This window comes from Enterobacter sp. FW301-JW81, assembly GCF_058788735.1.
In genome coordinates, this window is the sequence record NZ_JBYTBA010000001.1 from 558,277 (window position 1) to 577,116 (window position 18,840).

Consider the following 18,840-nt stretch of genomic DNA (forward strand, 5'->3'; position numbering starts at 1 on the left):
CAGAGCCCTCAGCTGAAGCGCATTTCGCGAACGTCGTCCGCCACAATGATTTTCCCGGCCGTTTTTGCCACGATGTCGTCGATGCTGACGCCGGGGGCGTATTCCCGCAGGATGAACGCGCCGTCCTCGATCTCGAGCAGCGCCAGGTCGGTTAACACCCGGCGGATGCAGCTCACGCCCGTGAGCGGCAGCGTGCAGCGCGGGAGCAGCTTTGACTCACCGCTTTTTGAGGCGTGGGTCATCACCACGATGATGTTCTGCGCTCCGGCGACGAGATCCATCGCGCCACCCATCCCTTTCACCATTTTTCCGGGGATCATCCACGACGCGATGCTGCCCTCGACGTCCACTTCAAAGGCGCCGAGCACGGTCAGGTCGACATGGCCGCCGCGGATCATGGCAAACGACTGGGCCGAGTCGAAAATGGCGGCGCCTGTCCGGGCGGTCACGGTCTGTTTACCGGCATTAATCATGTCAGCGTCGAGGCTCTGCTCATCGGGAAACGCGCCCATCCCCAGCAGACCGTTTTCCGACTGGAGCATCACGTCCATCCCTGGCGGAATATAATTCGCCACCAGGGTAGGGATGCCGATCCCCAGGTTGACGTAGTAACCGTCGCGTAGCTCCCGGGCGACGCGCATGGCCATCTGTTCACGGGTTAACATCGTCACACTCCTTCCGCGCGCAGCGTGCGCTGCTCAATGCGTTTTTCAAACTGGCCGACGATCAGCCTGTCGACGTAAATTCCCGGGGTATGAATGGCCGACGGGGGCAGCTCCCCCGGCGGAACAATCTCTTCTACTTCCACAACCGTTATCCGGCCCGCCGTTGCCATCAGCGGGTTAAAGTTTTGCGCGGTATGTCGGTAGATAACGTTGCCGTACCAGTCCGCCTTCCAGCCTTTGATGAGCGCAAAATCCCCCGTAATGGCCTCTTCGAGGACGTAATGTTTACCCGCAAACTGGCGCACCTCTTTGCCCGCGGCCACGGGCGTCCCGTAGCCGGTCGCGGTGTAAAAGGCGGGGATCCCGGCGCCGCCCGCGCGCACCTTTTCGGCCAGCGTCCCCTGAGGCGTGAGTTCAACCTCCAGCTCGCCGCTCAGCACCTGCTGCTCGAACAGCGCGTTCTCGCCGACGTAAGAGGCCACCACCTTACGGACCTGCCGGGTCTCAAGCAGGATCCCGAGGCCGAAGCCATCCACGCCGCAGTTGTTAGAGACCACCGTCAGAGCCTGCACCTGACGGCGTCTGACTTCGGCAATCAGGTTCTCAGGAATACCGCACAGGCCGAAGCCGCCCGCCAGCAAGGTCATCCCGTCCGTCAGCCCATCCAGCGCCTGCGCATAGCTGCCGACGCGCTTATCCAGTCCTGCCATAGTTACCCCTCCCGTTAGCCGTGCCGGTATCATTAGGGGTGGCGACTCATTTGTTAATTTTGAATTTGTGACCCACTCATTTGGTTTTTTTATTAATTTCCTGTTAACTAAATTTTTTCAATTAGTTAACAGGATGAAAAATGAGAATGAGTGTCAAACAGTTACGCGCGTTTTTAGCGGTAGCTCACACTCTGAACTTCGCGCACGCCAGCGAACGGCTGAATCTCTCTCAGCCGGCACTCAGCCTGACGATAAAAGCGCTGGAGGATGCTCTCGGCGGGCCGCTGCTGCAGCGCAGCACGCGCAAGGTGGCGCTGACGCAGGAGGGCGAGACCTTTTTGCCGATGGCGCGGCAGCTGCTTGCCGACTGGGATAATGTCGAAGAGGCGATGCACCAGTGCTTTACCCTGCAGCGCGGCAAAATCTCGGTTGCGGCCATGCCGTCGTTTGCCGCGAATGTCTTACCCGAGGTGCTAAAAGCGTTTCGCGACCGTCACGCGGGGATCAACGTCACCGTGCATGACGTCATTAACGAGCAGGTCATCGAGATGGTGCGGGAGGGGCGCGTGGAGATGGGCATCGCGTTTGAGCCTGCGCCAACGCACAACCTGCTGTTTACCCCGCTGGGCCTCGACAGGTTTGTTGCCGTTGTGCCAAAAGATTCCCCGCTTGCGGGCAAGAAGCGCCTGGCATGGGAAGAGCTGCTGACGCTGGATTTTATTACCCTGCAGCGCCCTTCAGCGGTGCGTCTGATGATGGAAGAGGAGCTGGCGCGAAGCGGCAGAAGGCTGGACGTCGCGCTGGAGAGCCATCAGCTGGTGACGGTTGGGCGAATGGTCGCAAGCGGGCTGGGCGGCAGCGCCGTGCCGGCGCTGTGCGAGACCCAGATGGCGTCGCTGGGGGCGGTTTGTATTCCGCTGGACAGCCCGCCCATTGAAAAGTGTATCGGAGTGATCCACCCGGGGCACATGCAGCTCTCTAAAGCGGCCCATGTCCTGCTGGAAACGCTGAAGGATTTTTACCAGCCCGGTCAGGGGGCGAGAAACACCTGCGGCGCGGCGTGAGCCGGATGTCTGCCGACGTAAACCTGCGCACCGTACCAGCGCGCCAGCGTATCGGCCTGTAAAACGGTGTCCGGTTCCCCCTGGGACACGATTTTCCCGCCGTGCAGCAGCAGGATGCGATCCGCCCACAGCGCCGCCAGATTGAGGTCGTGCAGCACCGCGCACACGTGCAGATGTCCCCGACGGGTCAGGGATTTCAGCAGGCGCAGCAGATGCTGCTGGTGGTAGAGATCCAGCGCGGAGGTGGGTTCATCAAGGAACAGCCAGCCGCGCGGCGCGCCGTCGCACCAGAGCTGAGCCAGCGCGCGGGCGAGCTGGATGCGCTGCTGCTCGCCGCCGGAAAGCGCCGCAAACCGCCTGCCCGCCAGCGGTAAACAGCCGGTAACGGCCATGACCTCCTCAATAATTGACGCTTCAGGCGTGCGGGTCCAGGGCGCGCGACCCATACCGACGACCGCCTCAACCGGCCAGTCGAATCCGAGCTGCGTGTTCTGGCGCATCACTGCCCGGTAGCGGGAGAGCGCATCCGGCTGCCAGGCCGCAAGCGGCGTGCCCGCCAGGCTGCACCGTCCCGCTGCCGGTTTAAGATAGCCGGTAAGCAGCCGCAATAGCGTTGATTTCCCGGCGCCGTTGGGGCCAATCAACGCTACCAGCTCGCCCTGAGACAAGGTCAGCGACACGTCGTTAATCAGCGTCCGCTGCCCGGCGCGAAAAACAAGGTTTTCTGCACCATAGCGTTCAGCCATGCGCACCTCCGCGACGAAAGATAAGCCACAGGAAACCCGGCGCGCCGAGAAGGCTGGTCAATAAGCCAACCGGCATTTCCGCCGGGGCAACCAGGCTGCGCGCCAGCGTATCGGCAACCAGCAGGAGCAACGCGCCGGCCAGCACCGAGCCGGGGATCGCGGCGCGGTGGTCGGCCCCCAGCCACATGCGTACCAGGTGCGGCACCACCAGGCCGACAAAGCCGATAACGCCGCTGACCGCCACGGCGGCGGCCACCAGCAGGGCGCTGCACAGTAAAAGGATCCGCTGCACGGTAGCGACGTCCACGCCGAGGTAGTGTGCCTCTTCTTCGCCCAGCTGCAGCAAATTGAGGGCGCCTGCCAGACGCCAGATAACCAGTGCGGTAGGCACCATCAGCGACGCGACGGCCAGCAGCGTTGACCACTGCGCCTGGCCGAGGCTGCCCATTCCCCAGAGCGAAAGCTGGCGAAGCTGGGCATCGTTGCTGAGCCATGACAGCACGCCGACGGCCGCGCCGCACAGGGCGTTGATGGCAATGCCGACCAGCAGCAGGCGCGACAGGGAAGCGTCACGCTGTCGGCTGAGCAGGAAAATCACGAGGGTGGCGGCCAGCGCGCCGAGAAACGCCGCCAGCATTGGGGCATACAGCATCACCAGCGCAGGCAGCGAGAGCGGAAGCACCACCCACAGCGCGACGGCAAGTGCCGCGCCGCTGCTGATGCCCAGCAGGCCCGGGTCCGCCAGCGGGTTGCGGAACAGCCCCTGCATCACGCAGCCCGCCAGCGCCAGTGAACCGCCAATTGCCAGCGCCAGCAGCACGCGAGGCAGGCGGATCGTCAGCCAGATCTGACGCAGCACCTCGTCGCTGTCGTCCCACAGCAGGCTGGCCGGCAGGCGTAATGCCCCAACCCCGGTCGCGGCGAGCGTCATGACGGTCAGGATCGCGGTCAGCATCCATAACGATAAGGCAATCCGTCGGGACATCAGGGCAGCTGCTCCGCTTTGCTGCGCAGCTGCTGGATGGCCTGTGGCGTTCGCACGCTAAAGCCCAGCAGCGCCATATCGTCAATCGCCAGCACCTGCCTGTTCCGTCCTGCCGGGGTTTGCGCCAGGCCGGGCAGCTTCCACAGATTCGCTTCACCGCCCAGGGCGTTGATTCCGTCCTGCGAAATCACCACAAGGTCAGGCCGGCTGGCGATCGTGCCCTCCTGCGACAGCGGCTTATAGCGGGTGAACCCCTGCATCGCGTTCTGCAGGCCCGCCGCACGGATGGCCGCATCCGCGCCGGTCTGCTGTCCAGCTGCCATGGCGGTCATCCCGCCGTGGTTGAGAATAAACAGCACTCGCTTGTTGAGCGGCGACGCGGGAAGCGCCGACAGCGCCTGACGCAGCGTGTTGCGCAGAACTTCCCCCTCGGCCTCGCGGTGCGTCGCTTCAGCGACGATCCGCACCTTTTCGTCAATGACGCTCAGGTCGTTTCCGGCGGGAATGGCGATCACCCTGACGTGGCTTTGCTCAACCTGCTTTAGCGCCAGAGACGGCTGCGCCTGGGCGCTGGCCAGCACCAGCGTGGGGCGCATGGATAAGATCCCTTCCGCATTGAGCTGGCGCAGATACCCTACGTCCGGCAGCGCGTTCGCCGCCGGCGGCCACTGGCTGGTACTGTCGCGCGCCACCAGCGAAGACGCCGCGCCGAGGGCGTAGACAATCTCGGTGACGTCGCCGCCGAGCGTGACGATTTTCTCCTGCGGCGCTGCAAACGCCAGCAGGGGCAGGGCGCTGAGCAGGGCAAGCCACCGCTTCATGCGGCCAGCCCTTTCGCCGTTAAGGCGTCAATCTGGCTGCGCCACTGGCTCTGCTCCGGCTCGCCTTCGGTACGCTGGCCGTACAGCTGGGCGATTTGCGTCCCGTCGGCGGCAAACAGCTCCAGGCTGGTGACGTGCCCGTCAGCCGTCGGCTTGCGCGTAACCCACGTTTCCGCAATGGATCCTTCAAGCAGATGCAGGGTAAAGGTTGGGTTAAAGATATTCAGCCAGCCTTTCATCGGCACCAGCTTTTCCACCGCGCCGGTGAAGATCTGCACGCAGCCGCGGTTGCCGACGAAGACCATGATTTCGTTTCCGTCCCGGCGGGCCGCTTCCAGCAGCTGCGCCAGTGCGGCGTTATCGACCCGGCAGGCCAGATCGTCACCCACCAGGCGAAACGCCTGCTGGCGGCTGAGATTGTGGCGCTTCAGCAGGCCGAAGAACTGGTGGACGTCGGTCATGGCGCGCCACTCTGCGTCCACGATCGCGGCCTGCGCGTTTTCTGCGTGAGCCGGGACATCGGCCACCTTCAGCGCCAGCGGTGGATTATCGGCAAAGATAAAGCGGGTCAGCACGTCGCCCCAGGCGGAAACGTCGGTATTATCCGTGGCGTAGACCTTCAGCAGGGCATCGCCCTGGTGGTCGAAGAACTGAATGCTCTGCCGCTCGCCGCGGGCGGTGGCTTCACTGATGTGAAACGCGCTTGCCCACTGGTTGAGGAACAGGCGCAGATCCAGCGCGCGCGGGTTCAGCACCAGCCCGGCGTGGCCGTTCAGGTGCTGGTTGGTGAAGCTCCCTACCTGCTCGTGCACGGCGTATTCGTTGCGGCAGATACATTTGGTTTCGCCCACCGCTTCCAGCGCGCTCAGGATCTCGCGGATGTCGCCGCGCAGTCGCCAGGCGTCGTGACCCACGCGGGCAAAGGCCAGCTCTGCTTCGCTGATGTTCATTAAGCCGGCGATGTCGCGCGCGTACTTACCGGGATTGTCTTCTTTTAGCTTAAGCCAGCGCGTGTAGTGATTCATTGTTTTCATCCTTCTGAATAGTTGCCCCGACGGGAATTACCACTGATAGCTTACGAAAATCTTGCCGTTACGGCCGTCCTGCGGAATGCCCTGAGGGGACCAGTACTCTTTGTCAAAGGCGTTGCCGAGCACCAGCGTGGTGGTCACGCCTTTCAGCTTCTCCTGGCCCTTATAGCTGACGTAGAAGTCGTTGACCGCATAGCCCGGCTGCTTGCTGTAGCTGCTGCTGATGTGCGTTGAGCGATCGACAAAGGTGCCAATCCAGCCGACGGAAAAACCGCTTTGCGCCACCGGAACGTCCAGCTTGCTGGTAACGGTATCCGGGTTGATGCTGGAGATATACTCGCCCGTATCGGTGTCTTTCCCGCGCGTGCGGTTATAGGCCAGGTCGAGGTTGAAGAGGTCGGCAGAGTATTTCGCCATCATGTCCCAGCCCCAGATTTTGGCGTTAGGGACGTTATAGGACATGGTGGTCGCCGCCGCAAAATCGACGGTGGTGGAGATATAGTCTTTGGCTTTGGTGTCGAAATAGCTGGCTTTAAACTCCAGCGCATCGTTGGCAAGCATCAGATCGTCAAAGCGCAGGCCAAACCCAAACTCCTGCGTTTCGTTGGTTTCAGGGCGCAGGTTCGGGTTTGGCACCCAGTAGTTGGTATAGAAGCTGCCGATGGAGAAGTGTTTGGCATCGTTATACATCTCGCCCATGGTGGGCGCGCGGAACGCCTGCGCGTAAGAGCCAAACAGCATCAGCCAGTCGGTCGGGCTGACGGTTAACCCGGCGCGGGATGACCACTTATCGGCATCCACATCGTCGTAGCCGTTGCTGCTGCCGCGATAGTTGTCGTAGCGCGTGCCGCCAAGAAGGGTGACGGGAAGGTCGCGCAGGGTAATTTCATCCTGCAGCCAGCCTGAGCTGAAGTCGATCTTCGCCTCCGGGAAGCCGGTGGTCGCGCCGCCGGGGCGTTGTTCCTGACGGTAGTATTCCCCGCCGTAGGTCAGAAGGTGTGCTGCAAAGGTGTCGGTGAACAGGCGGGTGCGGTTTTCCACCTTGCCGCCTTTGGTCGTCTGCTTGCGAAACTCACCGCTGCCGTCGATGTTCTGGGCGTTAATGCGCGCTTCGGACCAGTAGACCTTCGCGTCGGCGTTCAGCCAGTCGTTTCCGGCCGGGGCGATGGCGTAGCCCAGCTGCGCGTCACGCTGAATGGTGGAGCGATCGGTCATCGGGTTACTGCTGTCCGCCCCGGAGGTTTGCGGGTTTTTCGGCTCCTGGGCGTCGTTGTTGTAGTAGCGCAGGGAGCCGCTCAGTGTCTGGGCCGGGTCAATCTTCCAGCTGCCTTTCGCCAGCATGTTATTAATGGATTCGTCGTTAGGCGCGGAGGCACCGTCGCTCTGGCGGATATCACCGCGATCCCGGCTGGACCAGGAGACCAGACCGTCCAGCGTATCGGTGCGGCCGTAGGCGCTGGCCCCCATGCCAAGGCTACGATCGCCCGTCGCGCCGGTACCAAACACGCGGTAACCGCTGTTTTTACCCGGATCCAGCAGGTCTTTTGCATCGACGGTGTCATACGAAATCACGCCGCCCAGCGCGCCGCTGCCGTACAGCAGGGCCGACGGGCCCCGCACCACTTCGATACGTTTAATTAGCGCCGGGTCGAGGAAGGTGCTGTTCAGGTGGCCGGTATCGGTTCCCTGGCGCACGCCGTCAACCAGCACCAGCACGCCGCGACGGTCATAGCCGCGCAGGTTCACGTCCTGGCCATTGGTACGCCCGGTGCCGTCCAGCGTCAGGCCGGGGACGTTGCGCAGCAGGTCGGCCGCCGAGCTGGCGGTCTGTTTCTCCGGCGCGCTGGCGTCAATCACGTTCACCATCATGGGGGCTTCAAAGGCGCTGCGGGCGTTGCCCGTGGCGGTCACGGTAATATCGTCTGTGGCAGCAAACGCGATGCCCGGCAGGGCGCTGACAATCGACAGCGCCAGAAGTGACGGGCGTAAAGACGCGGAAGGCAGGTGTGGCATAGCAACTCTCCATAAGAATTGAAAAGCGCTGGCTGCCTGGGGGTCACCTGGGTGGCTGGCGTATTTTTTAGGTTTATTTCGTGAGGATCAGTTTTCCGGCATGGGTCTGGCGCAGAAGATAGCGCTGGCCGTCATGCTCGATAATGACCCGCCCCTCATCGCCGAGCAGGGCTTTACTGTCAATCCGACGCTCGGTGGGGGCTGGCGCTGTGTGTGTTTTTGCTGGCGTTGCCGCGCTGTTATCCGTACGTGACATAATGTTTATAAATAACAATCAATGTAACAATGATAATCATTATCAATAAACTGCAAATTCACGGCAAGCGTTTTTGTGAAAAAAGGGTGAGGGGATCAAATTTGGGGGTGAAGTGCGGTCAGATGCCCTCACCCCGACCCTCTCCCACAGGGAGAGGGAGAAGGGCTGGATTTTAGAAGCGAGAATCAACCGCAGCTGCCAGCTTATCCAGCAGCAGTTCGCTGTCTTCCCAGCTAAGGCACGGGTCGGTGATCGACTGGCCGTAGACCATCTGCTGCCCGGCAACGATTTTCTGCGTCCCTTCCTTGATGAAACTTTCGGCCATAATGCCCGCGATGGCGCTTGAACCGCTGCGGATCTGCTGGCAAACCTCATCGCAGACGTCCAGCTGGCGGCGATGCTGCTTCTGACAGTTACCGTGGCTGAAGTCCACCACCAGATGCTCCGGCAGGTCGAACTCGGCCAGCGTTTCACAGGCCGCCGCAATATCTTCTGCATGGTAATTGGGTTTCTTCCCGCCGCGCATAATGATGTGCCCGTACGGGTTACCGCTGGTCTGGTAGATGGTCATGTGGCCGCTCTTGTCCGGCGACAGGAACATATGGCTGGCGCGGGCAGCGCGGATCGCATCAACCGCGATGCGGGTGTTGCCGTCCGTCCCGTTTTTAAAGCCGACCGGGCAGGAGAGGGCGGAGGCCATTTCGCGGTGGATTTGGCTTTCGGTGGTGCGTGCGCCAATTGCGCCCCAGCTGATCAGATCGGCGATAAACTGTCCGGTCACCATATCGAGAAACTCGGTCGCCGTCGGCACGCCCAGCTCGTTGACCTGTAAAAGCAGTTTCCGCGCCAGCTCAATCCCGTGATTCACGCGATAGCTGCCGTTGAGGTCAGGGTCGGAAATCAGCCCTTTCCAGCCCACCACGGTCCGCGGCTTTTCAAAGTAGGTACGCATCACGATCTCAAGGCGATGCTGGTACTTGTCCCGCAGCCCCTGGAGCCGTTTTGCATAATCCATCGCGGCATCCAGATCGTGGATGGAGCAAGGCCCAATCACCACCAGAAGACGTTTGTCTTCACCATTAAGGATTTTTTCAATGCGTCGGCGGGAGGCCGTCACATGTTCCGCGACGGCGGCGGAAACAGGGTGCCGCTGTGCCAGTTCAGCCGGCGTAACCAGGCTGTCAATGCGCGCAGTGCGGAGTTCATCGGTTTTATTCATGGAATGTCTCAGAAAATTTTTGCTTCATCGGCAGACTACCGGGAAGTGATGGGCATCACCTTAAACCAATCCCTGCTGATTTCAAGTTCGGGGCGACACCGCCCCGTTGTTGCCGATGATGATACCTGAATCTGAGTTAATGTACTAGCATATTAGTACATGCGGCGGTTAAGCCCCATGATGTCGAGAATTTTGGTGGCAATCTCTTCAACGGAATAGTTGGTGCTGTTCAGCCACGGGATCTGGTTTTTGCGGTACAGGGCTTCCACTTCTGAGACCTCCATTCGGCACTGGCGCATGGAGGCGTAGCGGCTGTTTTCGCGGCGCTCTTCGCGGATGGCGGCGAGGCGTTCCGGGTTAATCGTCAGGCCGAACAGCTTATGCTGCAGCGGCTTCAGGGCGGCGGGCAGCACCAGGTTATCCATGTCGTCAGCGATAAACGGGTAGTTCGCGGCGCGAATGCCGAACTGCATCGCCAGATAGAGGCTGGTCGGGGTTTTGCCGCAGCGCGATACGCCAAGCAAAATCACCTGCGCCTGGTCGAGATTTCGCATTGAGATACCGTCGTCGTGCGCCAGGGTGTAGTCAATGGCGGCGATACGGGCATCGTACTTAATCAGGTTGCCGGGGTTAAGCCCGTGGGTACGGTGGGCGATAGGGGTCGGGTCGAGCTTAAGCTCGCTTTGCAGCGGCGCCACCAGCGCCTGCACGATATCCTGACAGAAGCCTTCACTTTGCAGGATGATGGAGCGAATCTCGGGGATGACGATAGAGTAGAACACCAGCGGGCGCACGCCGGTCTGCTGGAAGATAGCGTCAATCTGGTCCTTCACCGCCCTGGCGCGGCTCTCATTTTCGACAAACGGCAGCGTGATGCTGTTAATCGAAACGGGAAATTGTGACATCACCGCGTGGCCCAGCACCTCGGCGGTGATCGCCGTACCATCAGAAATATAAAAAACGTGGCGATCGACAGCACTATCCATTTTACTCACCCTGAATATCAGACCTAATTGTCTGAAAGCATAAATTAAAAAAGTTAATTACACAGCAAAGAACTTGTCCTAATTATAAATGAAACGGTGTTTTTGATTTTCCTGAAAAGCAGATTTCATTTTTCAAATAGCGACTTTGTTTTTGTGGTTTCTGCCTGAATATATAGGAATCATCGGGTTATTGACTGGTGGGAAAGTATCCGAAAAGTTGAAAATTTAAATTGCTTACACGATTCACCGTTTTTTTAGCGGAAATAATTATGCCAGTATAAATACGTAGTCAGGTGTTTCTTACTCCGATCAAATATCACAAAAGGATTGTTTCGATGTCCAACAATGGCTCGTCACCGCTGGTGCTTTGGTATAACCAACTCGGCATGAATGATGTAGACAGAGTTGGGGGCAAAAATGCCTCCCTGGGTGAAATGATTACAAATCTGTCGGGTATGGGTGTCTCCGTACCGAACGGGTTTGCCACCACCGCCGATGCCTTTAACCTGTTTTTAGACCAGAGCGGTGTTAACCAGCGCATTTACGACCTGCTGGATAAAACGGATATTGATGACGTCACCGAGCTTGCCAAAGCCGGGGCGCAGATCCGCCAGTGGATCATCGACACACCTTTCCAGCCGGAACTGGAAAAAGCCATTCACGACGCGTACAACCAGCTCTCCGCTGACGATGCGCAGGCCTCCTTTGCCGTGCGCTCCTCTGCAACCGCAGAAGATATGCCGGACGCCTCGTTTGCCGGACAGCAGGAAACCTTCCTGAACGTCCAGGGTTACGATGCCGTGCTGGTGGCGGTGAAGCACGTCTTTGCGTCCCTGTTTAACGACCGCGCCATCTCCTATCGCGTGCATCAGGGCTATGACCATCGCGGCGTAGCGCTTTCCGCTGGCGTTCAGCGTATGGTTCGCTCGGACGTAGGCTCATCCGGCGTAATGTTCTCCATCGATACCGAATCCGGCTTTGACCAGGTGGTGTTTATCACCTCTGCGTGGGGTCTGGGTGAGATGGTGGTCCAGGGTGCGGTTAACCCTGACGAATTCTACGTTCACAAGCCTACGCTTGCGGCTAACCGCCCGGCGGTGGTGCGTCGCACCATGGGCTCGAAAAAAATCCGCATGATCTATGCCCCGACCCAGGAGCATGGCAAGCAGGTGAAAATTGAAGATGTGCCGCAGGAGCAGCGCGACCGCTTCTCCCTGACCGACGCCGAAGTAGAAGAGCTGGCGAAGCAGGCGGTGCAGATCGAAAAACACTACGGCCGTCCGATGGATATCGAATGGGCGAAGGACGGTAACACCGGCAAGCTGTTCATCGTGCAGGCGCGTCCGGAAACCGTCCGTTCACGTGGTCAGGTGATGGAGCGTTACACGCTGCACGCGCAGGGCAAAATCGTGGCGGAAGGTCGCGCCATCGGTCACCGCATCGGTGCCGGACCGGTGAAAGTGATCCACGACATTAGCGAGATGAACCGCATAGAGCCCGGCGACGTGCTGGTAACCGACATGACCGACCCGGACTGGGAACCGATCATGAAGAAGGCCGCGGCTATCGTCACCAACCGCGGTGGCCGTACCTGTCACGCCGCCATCATCGCGCGCGAGCTGGGTATTCCTGCAGTTGTCGGCTGCGGTGACGCCACCGAGCGCATGAAGGACGGCCAGAACGTAACCGTCTCCTGTGCCGAAGGCGATACCGGCTACGTCTACGCCGATATCCTCGACTTCAGCGTGAAGAGCTCCAGCGTAGATACCATGCCGGACCTGCCGCTGAAGATCATGATGAACGTCGGCAACCCGGACCGCGCCTTTGACTTCGCGTGCCTGCCGAACGAAGGCGTTGGCCTGGCGCGTCTGGAATTCATCATCAACCGTATGATTGGCGTTCACCCGCGCGCGCTGCTGGAGTTTGACGACCAGGAGCCGAAGCTGCAGAACGAAATCCGCGAGATGATGAAAGGCTACGACTCTCCAAGAGAGTTCTACGTCGGCCGTCTGACCGAAGGGATCGCGACGCTGGGCGCGGCGTTCTATCCGAAACGCGTGATCGTGCGCCTGTCGGACTTTAAGTCTAATGAATACGCTAACCTGGTGGGCGGCGAGCGCTACGAGCCGGAAGAAGAGAACCCGATGCTGGGCTTCCGCGGGGCCGGACGCTACGTGTCCGACAGCTTCCGCGACTGCTTCGCGCTGGAGTGTGACGCGGTGAAACGCGTGCGCAACGACATGGGGCTGACCAACGTGGAGATTATGATCCCGTTCGTGCGTACCGTGGACCAGGCGAAAGCCGTGGTAGACGAGCTGGCGCGTCAGGGGCTGAAGCGCGGCGAGAACGGGCTGAAGATCATCATGATGTGTGAAATTCCGTCCAACGCTCTGCTGGCCGAGCAGTTCCTCGAGCACTTCGACGGCTTCTCTATCGGCTCGAATGACATGACGCAGCTGACGCTGGGTCTGGACCGTGACTCCGGCGTGGTCTCTGAGCTGTTCGACGAGCGTAACGAGGCGGTGAAAGCGCTGCTCTCCATGTCCATCCGCGCGGCGAAGAAGCAGGGTAAATACGTCGGGATTTGTGGTCAGGGTCCATCCGACCATGAAGACTTTGCCGCATGGCTGATGGAAGAGGGGATTGATAGCCTGTCCCTGAACCCGGACACCGTGGTGCAAACCTGGCTGAGCCTGGCGGAACTGAACAAGTAACCGCTTAAAAACGGATAAAGGCGAGGAGATATCTCCTCGCCTTTTTTATTTCCACCCGAATATGCTCCCCATCACAAATAAAGTAAAAAACCAAATATCATAATTTGACTGTTAATTTAGACAATTGTTAGCGCGCAAAGCGTTGCTAATACTTGAGCCTTACTGCGCAATTCCCTACCAATGATGCGCAACTGGTTGAAATACGTTTTAACCTGATAAAAAGGCAAATAACAATGACAATCTCCTCTGTATTGCGTACCAAAGATAAAATAGGCTATGGCTTAGGTGATATGGCCAGCGCGCTGGTCTGGCAAACGGCAACGTTATTTCTTGCTTACTTCTATACCGACGTTTTTGGATTGCCCGCCGCGATAATGGGCACCATGTTTTTAGTGGTGCGCGTGGTCGATGCGTTTGTCGACCCGTGCATTGGTGCGCTCGTCGACCGCACGCAAACGCGGCACGGTCGTTTTCGCCCCTGGCTGCTGTGGTTTGCCATTCCGTTTGGCGTGAGCTGCCTGATCACCTTCTATGTCCCGGACGCCGGGCCGACGGGAAAAATCGTTTATGCCTGCGTGACCTATGCAATCTTAAGCCTGATTTACTCCGCCATTAACGTGCCTTACTGCGCCATGCCCGGCGCGCTGACGCTGGATCCGCGCGAGCGTCACTCTCTGCAGTCCTGGCGGTTTGGCCTGTCGTTTATCGGCGGGCTGATTGTGACGGTTATTGCCCTGCCGCTGGTCTCATTGTTAGGCCAGGGCAACGTGCAGAAAGGCTATTTCTATGCCATGAGCCTGATGGGGCTGCTGGGGATTGTGCTGTTCTTCTGCTGTTTCCTTATGACTCGCGAGCGTTATTCTCCGCGCAATGATACCTCCGGCTCCATGCTCACCGATTTAAAACTGCTGGCAGGAAACGGCCAGTGGCGTATTGTGTTCCTGTTTAATATTTTGCTGTTAACGGCGGTGGTAACGCGCGGTTCCGCCACGATGTATTACGTCAACTACGTGCTGTTGCGCCCGGATCTGGTCTTTGCCTTTATTGTTTCCGGAATGGTGGCCTCCTTAAGCGGCGCATTATTATCTGAACGGCTGCTGGGGAAATTTGACCGCGTGCGCGCCTATCAGTGGACCATTATTTCCTTCGTCATTTTCGGCGCGCTGATTTTCTTCCTGCCGCCTTCGCAGGTCTGGCTCATCTTTGGCCTCAACATTGTCTTCAGCTTTGTGCAAAACCTCACCACGCCGCTCCAGTGGACCATGTTCTCCGACGTAGTCGACTACGAAGAGCACCGCAGCGGCCGTCGTCTGGATGGGCTGGTGTTCTCCACCGCGCTGTTTGCCATCAAGTTTGGCCTGGCGCTGGGCGGGGCGGTCGTCGGCTGGGTGCTTGGCATGGTGGATTACGCCCCCGGCCAGGCAACCCAGGCGCCGAGCGTTCTCTCGACCATCAACGCCCTGTTTACCCTCATCCCTTGCGCGCTGTTCCTCTGCATGGTCGCGCTGCTCGCCATCTACAAGCTCAACAGCCGGCTGGTGGATTCCATTGCCCGGGAGCTGGCTGGCAAACGTGAAGTAAGACCCGAAGCGGGGCAGCTCAGCCCGGCAACCCCTTCCGCAATACAGGAGTAAAACATGACAGCTATCTATAAGGACGCGGGACGTCCCGTGCACGAGCGCGTCGCCGACCTACTGGCGCGCATGACCCCGGAAGAGAAGTTCGCCCAGATGCACGCGTACTGGCTGATCCTCGATGAAAACGGCAACCACCGCGAGCGAAGCGACCTGAGCGATGAATTCGCCGGCGTGAGCGAGCAGGCTGCGCTCAGCGAGCGGCTAAAGCTGGGCGTCGGGCAGATTACGCGACCGCTGGGCACCCATATCGTTGATGCAAAAACCGGCGTGCGCGCGGCTAACCGCCTGCAGCGGATGATGATGGAAGAGACGCGTCTCGGCATACCGGCGCTGTTCCATGAAGAGTGTCTGGTGGGGCTGTTGTGCAAAGAGGCCACGCTGTTCCCGTCGTCTTTGAACTACGGTTCAACATGGGACCCGGAGCTTGTGCAGCGGGCGGCAGAACAGATTGGCAAAGAGGCGCGCTCCGTCGGCTGTCAGCAGGGGCTGGCGCCAGTGCTGGACGTGTCCCGCGACGTGCGCTGGGGGCGAACCGAAGAGACCTTCGGGGAAGATCCCTGGCTGGTGGGGGTGATGGCCACCGCCTACGTGAAAGGGCTGCAGGGCGACAAGCGCGACCTGCTGGCGACCCTGAAACATTACGTGGGCCACTCGTTCAGCGAAGGGGCGCGCAACCATGCCCCGGTGCACCTGGGCTTTAGCGAGCTTAACGATACCTTCCTGCTGCCGTTTGAAATGGCGGTGAAGCTGGCCGATGCCGGTTCGGTGATGCCGGCCTACCACGATATTGACAATCAGCCGGGGCACAGCGACAGCTTCCTGCTGACCACCGTTCTGCGCGAACGGTGGGGGTTCGACGGGATCGTTGTCGCCGACTACGGCGGCGTCAGCCTTCTGCACCAGCACCATGGGGTCTCACACGATGCGGCCGAATCTGCCGCGCTGGCGTTCAACGCCGGGCTGGACGTCGAGCTGCCGAAGGATGACTGCGCGCGCCACCTGGCCGAGGCCGTCGAGCGTGGGCTGATTTCCATGGCGAAAGTGGATGAGATCGTAAGCCGCGTGCTGACCGAAAAAATCCGCCTTGGGCTGTTTGAAAAGCCGTATGCCGATGAAAACGGTATAGATCTGCAAAATGAGACGACCCGCCAGGTCGCGCGGGACGTGGCGAGTAAATCGTTAACGCTGCTTGAGAATAACGGCATTTTGCCACTCGGCGGCAAACCCCGGGTGGCGGTGGTGGGGCCGACGGCGGACGACCCGCTGGCGTTGCTCAGCGGCTACAGCTTCCCGGTGCATTTGATCATCAGCGATATGGTGGAAGAGACCTCGCAGGTGACGACCCCGCGCGCGGCGCTGGAGCACTATCTCGGTGCCTCTCAGGTCCGCTATGCCAAAGGGTGTCACATCATCGAAAAACGGATGGCGGGTGCGCCGGTCTTCCCGGGCGATAGCGGCGGCAAACCGATGCAGCAGTCGCCGGTATCGCAAAGTATCGCCCTGATCCCCGAGGCCGTGAAGGCTGCGCAGGAGAGTGATGTGGTGGTGGCCTGCGTGGGCGATCTCGCCGGGCTGTTCCAGAGCGGCACCGTGGGGGAAGGTTCCGATACCGATTCCCTGAATCTGCCGGGCGTGCAGCAACAGCTGCTGGAGGCGCTGGTGGCGACGGGCAAGCCGGTGATTGTCGTGATGACAGGTGGGCGTCCGTACAACCTTCAGGGGCTGGAGGATAAGGTGGCGGCGCTGATAGTGGCGTGGGCGCCGGGGCAGGAAGGAGGCTGGGCCATTGCTGACGTCTTAACGGGGCGTACCGAGCCGCAGGGGCGCCTGGTGGTGAGCGTGCCGAAAAGCGCCGGCGCGATGCCGTACTACTACAATCACAAGCTCAAAAGCGGCGGTACGCCGTTTGCGTTCCATTTCGGTTCACGTTACCCGTTTGGCTTCGGCCTCGGTTGGACGCAGTTTAGCTGGGGGGCCGCGAGGGTGGCGGAAGCCGACGTACCGGTTGACGGTGAGGTGACGCTGAGCGTGGATATCACCAATACCGGGGAGCGCAGCGGCAGCGAGGTGGTGCAGGTTTACGTCAGAGATAAGGTTGCCACGCAGGTTCGACCGCTTCAGGAACTGAAGGCCTTCCAGCGCATCACGCTCTCGCCAGGCGAAAGCGCCACGCTCACCTTTACGCTACCGGTTGAGATGTTCAACTTTACCCGTCGGGACGGGAAACGCATCGTTGAACCGGGAGAGTTTGAGCTGCAGGTTGGCGCATCGTCGGCGGATATCCGTGAGGTGGTCACGGTGAATGTGACCGGGGAAACGCGGGTGCTGCCAGCGGCGTGGCGGATGCTGAGTACCTGTCAGGTTGCGCGCGCGTAATCAGGATAAAAAAAAGCCCATCGTGGGAGATGGGCAAAGACTACACACAGCAATTCGTTGTTTCACTCAGGGGATTTCCATGCTTATAAATCAAGGTGTTGATTTATAACCGTGTGCTAATAGTAGGCATGTCACCTTTTAGCGTCGATCGGATTCGTCTCAATAGTTAAAGAGACGTAAAGATTTCTTGAGGTTAAAGGCAGGTTTAGTGCAGGAACAGCGGGTCTGACCAGTGAGTAACGAATAAATACTTTAGCAGTGTTAAAGTATTGTGCGAGGGAATGTAGGCCGGGTAAGCGTTAGCGCCACCCGGCAAACAAACTTAATGCGTGTTTTTCTCTTCCAGCTCTTCCAGTTCGCTCAAAATCACGTCCGGGTCAGTTGCCGGCGGCGGAATTTCATGCACCCAGGCGGAGAACAGGCGCCAGGTGACGGCGAGAAGCACCGGGCCAATAAACAGGCCGATCATGCCAAAGGCAATCAGTCCACCAATGACCCCGGAGAGGATCAGAATGAGCGGCAGGTCTGCCCCCATGCGGATGAGGATCGGACGAATAACGTTATCCATGGTGCCGACCACGCAGCTCCAGACCAGCAAAACCGTTCCCCACGTGGTATCACCCGTCCAGTAGAGCCAGATAATGCTGGGGACCAGCACCAGCAGCGGTCCCAGCTGCGCAAGACAGGTCATCAGCATGACCACGGTAAACACGGTGGCGTACGGTACGCCGGAAATGGCCAGACCGATACCGCCCAGTACCGCCTGCACCAGCGCAGTGACCACCACGCCCAGCGCAACCGCACGCACCGCCTGCGCCGCCAGCAGTACCGCGGCGTCACCGCGTTTACCCGCCAGGCGGGTGGCAAAGTGACGAACCCCTAAAGCCACCTGCTCGCCGCGCCAGTAGAGCAGGGCGCTGAAGAGCAGCATCAGGGTACAGTGCATCATAAAGCGGCCGATATGCGCCGCCTGACCCACAAACCAGGTGGTGGTGGTGCCAATATACGGGCGGACTTTTGCCATCAGCGCGCTGCCGCCCATCTCCAGCAGGCTATGCCAGCCGCTGTAAAGTTTGGCACCCACCAGCGGAATGCTGTTCAGCCAGGCGAGATCCGGCAGCGTCAGGTCGCCGCTGGTAATGGCGCGAATAACCGGACCGCTGGAATCCACCAGGCTATTCACCAGCAGAGCAATGGGAATAATAAACAGCAGGAATAACAGGAGCGTCATGACCAGCACGGCTAACCCGCGGCGGCCGAACAGCAGCTTCTGCAAGCGCAGCAGCAAAGGCCACGTGGCAACGACAACGGTCGCAGCCCAGGCGAAGCCGAGAATAAAGGGTTGAACAATCCACAGACACGCAATAATCATGAGGGCCAGGAACAGCACCGACAGCAAAATTTGCGCAACATCCCTGGGCTGGCGAAGATTGACCATAAATGAAACTTTCCTTAACAGAACGCCAGCGGGGCTGGCGGGAACGGAAAACCGCGTCTCTCTAATCATTAATGATCTCAGCGGTTTTTGACAGGCGAATTCTGCCTGTAATTCAGCAGAGATTATAAGAAAAAAATGTGATAAAACTTTTAAGATACACGCAAACGATTTCATACAAC

At 59.5% G+C, this 18,840-nt stretch carries 15 protein-coding genes and 1 other RNA gene; 4 read left to right on the plus strand and 12 right to left on the minus strand.

Translation table 11 applies throughout. The annotated features are described in order from the left end of the window. Window positions 1-8: 8 nt before the first annotated feature. On the minus strand, window positions 9-665 hold the full coding sequence (locus tag AC3WOK_RS02660; RefSeq protein WP_492353878.1) for a CoA transferase subunit B: 657 nt from the start codon (window positions 663-665) through the stop codon (window positions 9-11). A gap of 2 nt (window positions 666-667) precedes the next feature. Further along, a complete protein-coding gene (locus AC3WOK_RS02665; RefSeq protein ID WP_492353879.1) occupies window positions 668-1,375 on the minus strand; it encodes a CoA transferase subunit A in 708 nt (235 codons plus the stop codon). A 140-nt stretch (window positions 1,376-1,515) separates the two neighbouring features. Here AC3WOK_RS02665 and AC3WOK_RS02670 point away from each other — a divergent pair, with 140 nt between their 5' ends. Then, complete coding sequence (locus tag AC3WOK_RS02670) at window positions 1,516-2,439, plus strand: LysR family transcriptional regulator (RefSeq protein WP_059312290.1); 924 nt, start codon at window positions 1,516-1,518, stop codon at window positions 2,437-2,439. Here the strand turns inward: AC3WOK_RS02670 and AC3WOK_RS02675 are convergent. From AC3WOK_RS02675 to ppsR, 8 genes are all read right to left on the minus strand, one after another. Next, the gene (locus AC3WOK_RS02675) at window positions 2,406-3,185 is read right to left on the minus strand and encodes a heme ABC transporter ATP-binding protein (protein WP_059312291.1); all 780 of its coding nucleotides are present in this window, start codon (window positions 3,183-3,185) and stop codon (window positions 2,406-2,408) included. The two genes, AC3WOK_RS02670 and AC3WOK_RS02675, sit on opposite strands and share 34 nt — an antisense overlap. After that, window positions 3,178-4,170, minus strand: coding sequence for a FecCD family ABC transporter permease (locus AC3WOK_RS02680; protein WP_492353880.1), 993 nt, complete (start codon window positions 4,168-4,170; stop codon window positions 3,178-3,180). The genes AC3WOK_RS02675 and AC3WOK_RS02680 overlap by 8 nt, the downstream gene beginning before the upstream one ends. Next, on the minus strand, window positions 4,170-4,991 hold the full coding sequence (locus tag AC3WOK_RS02685) for a heme/hemin ABC transporter substrate-binding protein (RefSeq protein WP_492353881.1): 822 nt from the start codon (window positions 4,989-4,991) through the stop codon (window positions 4,170-4,172). The genes AC3WOK_RS02680 and AC3WOK_RS02685 overlap by 1 nt, the downstream gene beginning before the upstream one ends. Beyond that, window positions 4,988-6,016, minus strand: a complete 1,029-nt coding sequence (chuS, locus tag AC3WOK_RS02690) for a hematinate-forming heme oxygenase ChuS (protein ID WP_492353882.1) — start codon at window positions 6,014-6,016, stop codon at window positions 4,988-4,990. The genes AC3WOK_RS02685 and chuS overlap by 4 nt, the downstream gene beginning before the upstream one ends. Before the next feature lie 36 nt (window positions 6,017-6,052). After that, the gene (locus tag AC3WOK_RS02695) at window positions 6,053-8,035 is read right to left on the minus strand and encodes a TonB-dependent hemoglobin/transferrin/lactoferrin family receptor (RefSeq protein WP_059312295.1); all 1,983 of its coding nucleotides are present in this window, start codon (window positions 8,033-8,035) and stop codon (window positions 6,053-6,055) included. 73 nt (window positions 8,036-8,108) lie between these two features. Beyond that, a complete protein-coding gene (hemP, locus tag AC3WOK_RS02700) occupies window positions 8,109-8,291 on the minus strand; it encodes a hemin uptake protein HemP (protein WP_059312296.1) in 183 nt (60 codons plus the stop codon). A gap of 172 nt (window positions 8,292-8,463) precedes the next feature. Then, window positions 8,464-9,510: a 3-deoxy-7-phosphoheptulonate synthase AroH gene (gene aroH, locus AC3WOK_RS02705; RefSeq protein ID WP_492353883.1), complete on the minus strand. Its 1,047-nt coding sequence runs from the start codon at window positions 9,508-9,510 to the stop codon at window positions 8,464-8,466. Window positions 9,511-9,662: 152 nt separating this feature from the next. Continuing rightward, window positions 9,663-10,496 (minus strand): posphoenolpyruvate synthetase regulatory kinase/phosphorylase PpsR, encoded by an 834-nt coding sequence (gene ppsR, locus AC3WOK_RS02710; RefSeq protein WP_059312298.1) that lies wholly within the window; start codon window positions 10,494-10,496, stop codon window positions 9,663-9,665. Between the two features lie 335 nt (window positions 10,497-10,831). Between ppsR and ppsA the strand changes: the two genes are divergently transcribed. The 3 genes from ppsA to AC3WOK_RS02725 all read left to right on the plus strand — a co-directional run bounded on the left by ppsA (window position 10,832) and on the right by AC3WOK_RS02725 (window position 17,223). Then, window positions 10,832-13,210, plus strand: a complete 2,379-nt coding sequence (gene ppsA / locus AC3WOK_RS02715; RefSeq protein WP_063429787.1) for a phosphoenolpyruvate synthase — start codon at window positions 10,832-10,834, stop codon at window positions 13,208-13,210. Window positions 13,211-13,443: 233 nt separating this feature from the next. Next, complete coding sequence (locus AC3WOK_RS02720) at window positions 13,444-14,844, plus strand: MFS transporter (RefSeq protein WP_492353884.1); 1,401 nt, start codon at window positions 13,444-13,446, stop codon at window positions 14,842-14,844. Window positions 14,845-14,847: 3 nt separating this feature from the next. Continuing rightward, on the plus strand, window positions 14,848-17,223 hold the full coding sequence (locus AC3WOK_RS02725; protein WP_492353885.1) for a glycoside hydrolase family 3 N-terminal domain-containing protein: 2,376 nt from the start codon (window positions 14,848-14,850) through the stop codon (window positions 17,221-17,223). 5 nt (window positions 17,224-17,228) lie between these two features. Here AC3WOK_RS02725 and rprA read toward each other — a convergent pair. After that, window positions 17,229-17,336, minus strand: an RNA gene (rprA, locus tag AC3WOK_RS02730) — antisense sRNA RprA. Window positions 17,337-17,545: 209 nt separating this feature from the next. Continuing rightward, window positions 17,546-18,661: an AI-2E family transporter YdiK gene (gene ydiK / locus AC3WOK_RS02735; RefSeq protein ID WP_047348843.1), complete on the minus strand. Its 1,116-nt coding sequence runs from the start codon at window positions 18,659-18,661 to the stop codon at window positions 17,546-17,548. Window positions 18,662-18,840 lie beyond the last annotated feature (179 nt).

Bases quoted from the DNA above. Each gene is read 5' to 3' on its own strand.
- AC3WOK_RS02660 (WP_492353878.1), bottom strand. From the start codon at position 665: ATGTTAACCCGTGAACAGATGGCCATGCGCGTCGCCCGGGAGCTACGC.
- AC3WOK_RS02665 (WP_492353879.1), bottom strand. From the start codon at position 1,375: ATGGCAGGACTGGATAAGCGCGTCGGCAGCTATGCGCAGGCGCTGGAT.
- AC3WOK_RS02670 (WP_059312290.1), top strand. From the start codon at position 1,516: ATGAGAATGAGTGTCAAACAGTTACGCGCGTTTTTAGCGGTAGCTCAC.
- AC3WOK_RS02675 (WP_059312291.1), bottom strand. From the start codon at position 3,185: ATGGCTGAACGCTATGGTGCAGAAAACCTTGTTTTTCGCGCCGGGCAG.
- AC3WOK_RS02680 (WP_492353880.1), bottom strand. From the start codon at position 4,170: ATGTCCCGACGGATTGCCTTATCGTTATGGATGCTGACCGCGATCCTG.
- AC3WOK_RS02685 (WP_492353881.1), bottom strand. From the start codon at position 4,991: ATGAAGCGGTGGCTTGCCCTGCTCAGCGCCCTGCCCCTGCTGGCGTTT.
- chuS (WP_492353882.1), bottom strand. From the start codon at position 6,016: ATGAATCACTACACGCGCTGGCTTAAGCTAAAAGAAGACAATCCCGGT.
- AC3WOK_RS02695 (WP_059312295.1), bottom strand. From the start codon at position 8,035: ATGCCACACCTGCCTTCCGCGTCTTTACGCCCGTCACTTCTGGCGCTG.
- hemP (WP_059312296.1), bottom strand. From the start codon at position 8,291: ATGTCACGTACGGATAACAGCGCGGCAACGCCAGCAAAAACACACACA.
- aroH (WP_492353883.1), bottom strand. From the start codon at position 9,510: ATGAATAAAACCGATGAACTCCGCACTGCGCGCATTGACAGCCTGGTT.
- ppsR (WP_059312298.1), bottom strand. From the start codon at position 10,496: ATGGATAGTGCTGTCGATCGCCACGTTTTTTATATTTCTGATGGTACG.
- ppsA (WP_063429787.1), top strand. From the start codon at position 10,832: ATGTCCAACAATGGCTCGTCACCGCTGGTGCTTTGGTATAACCAACTC.
- AC3WOK_RS02720 (WP_492353884.1), top strand. From the start codon at position 13,444: ATGACAATCTCCTCTGTATTGCGTACCAAAGATAAAATAGGCTATGGC.
- AC3WOK_RS02725 (WP_492353885.1), top strand. From the start codon at position 14,848: ATGACAGCTATCTATAAGGACGCGGGACGTCCCGTGCACGAGCGCGTC.
- ydiK (WP_047348843.1), bottom strand. From the start codon at position 18,661: ATGGTCAATCTTCGCCAGCCCAGGGATGTTGCGCAAATTTTGCTGTCG.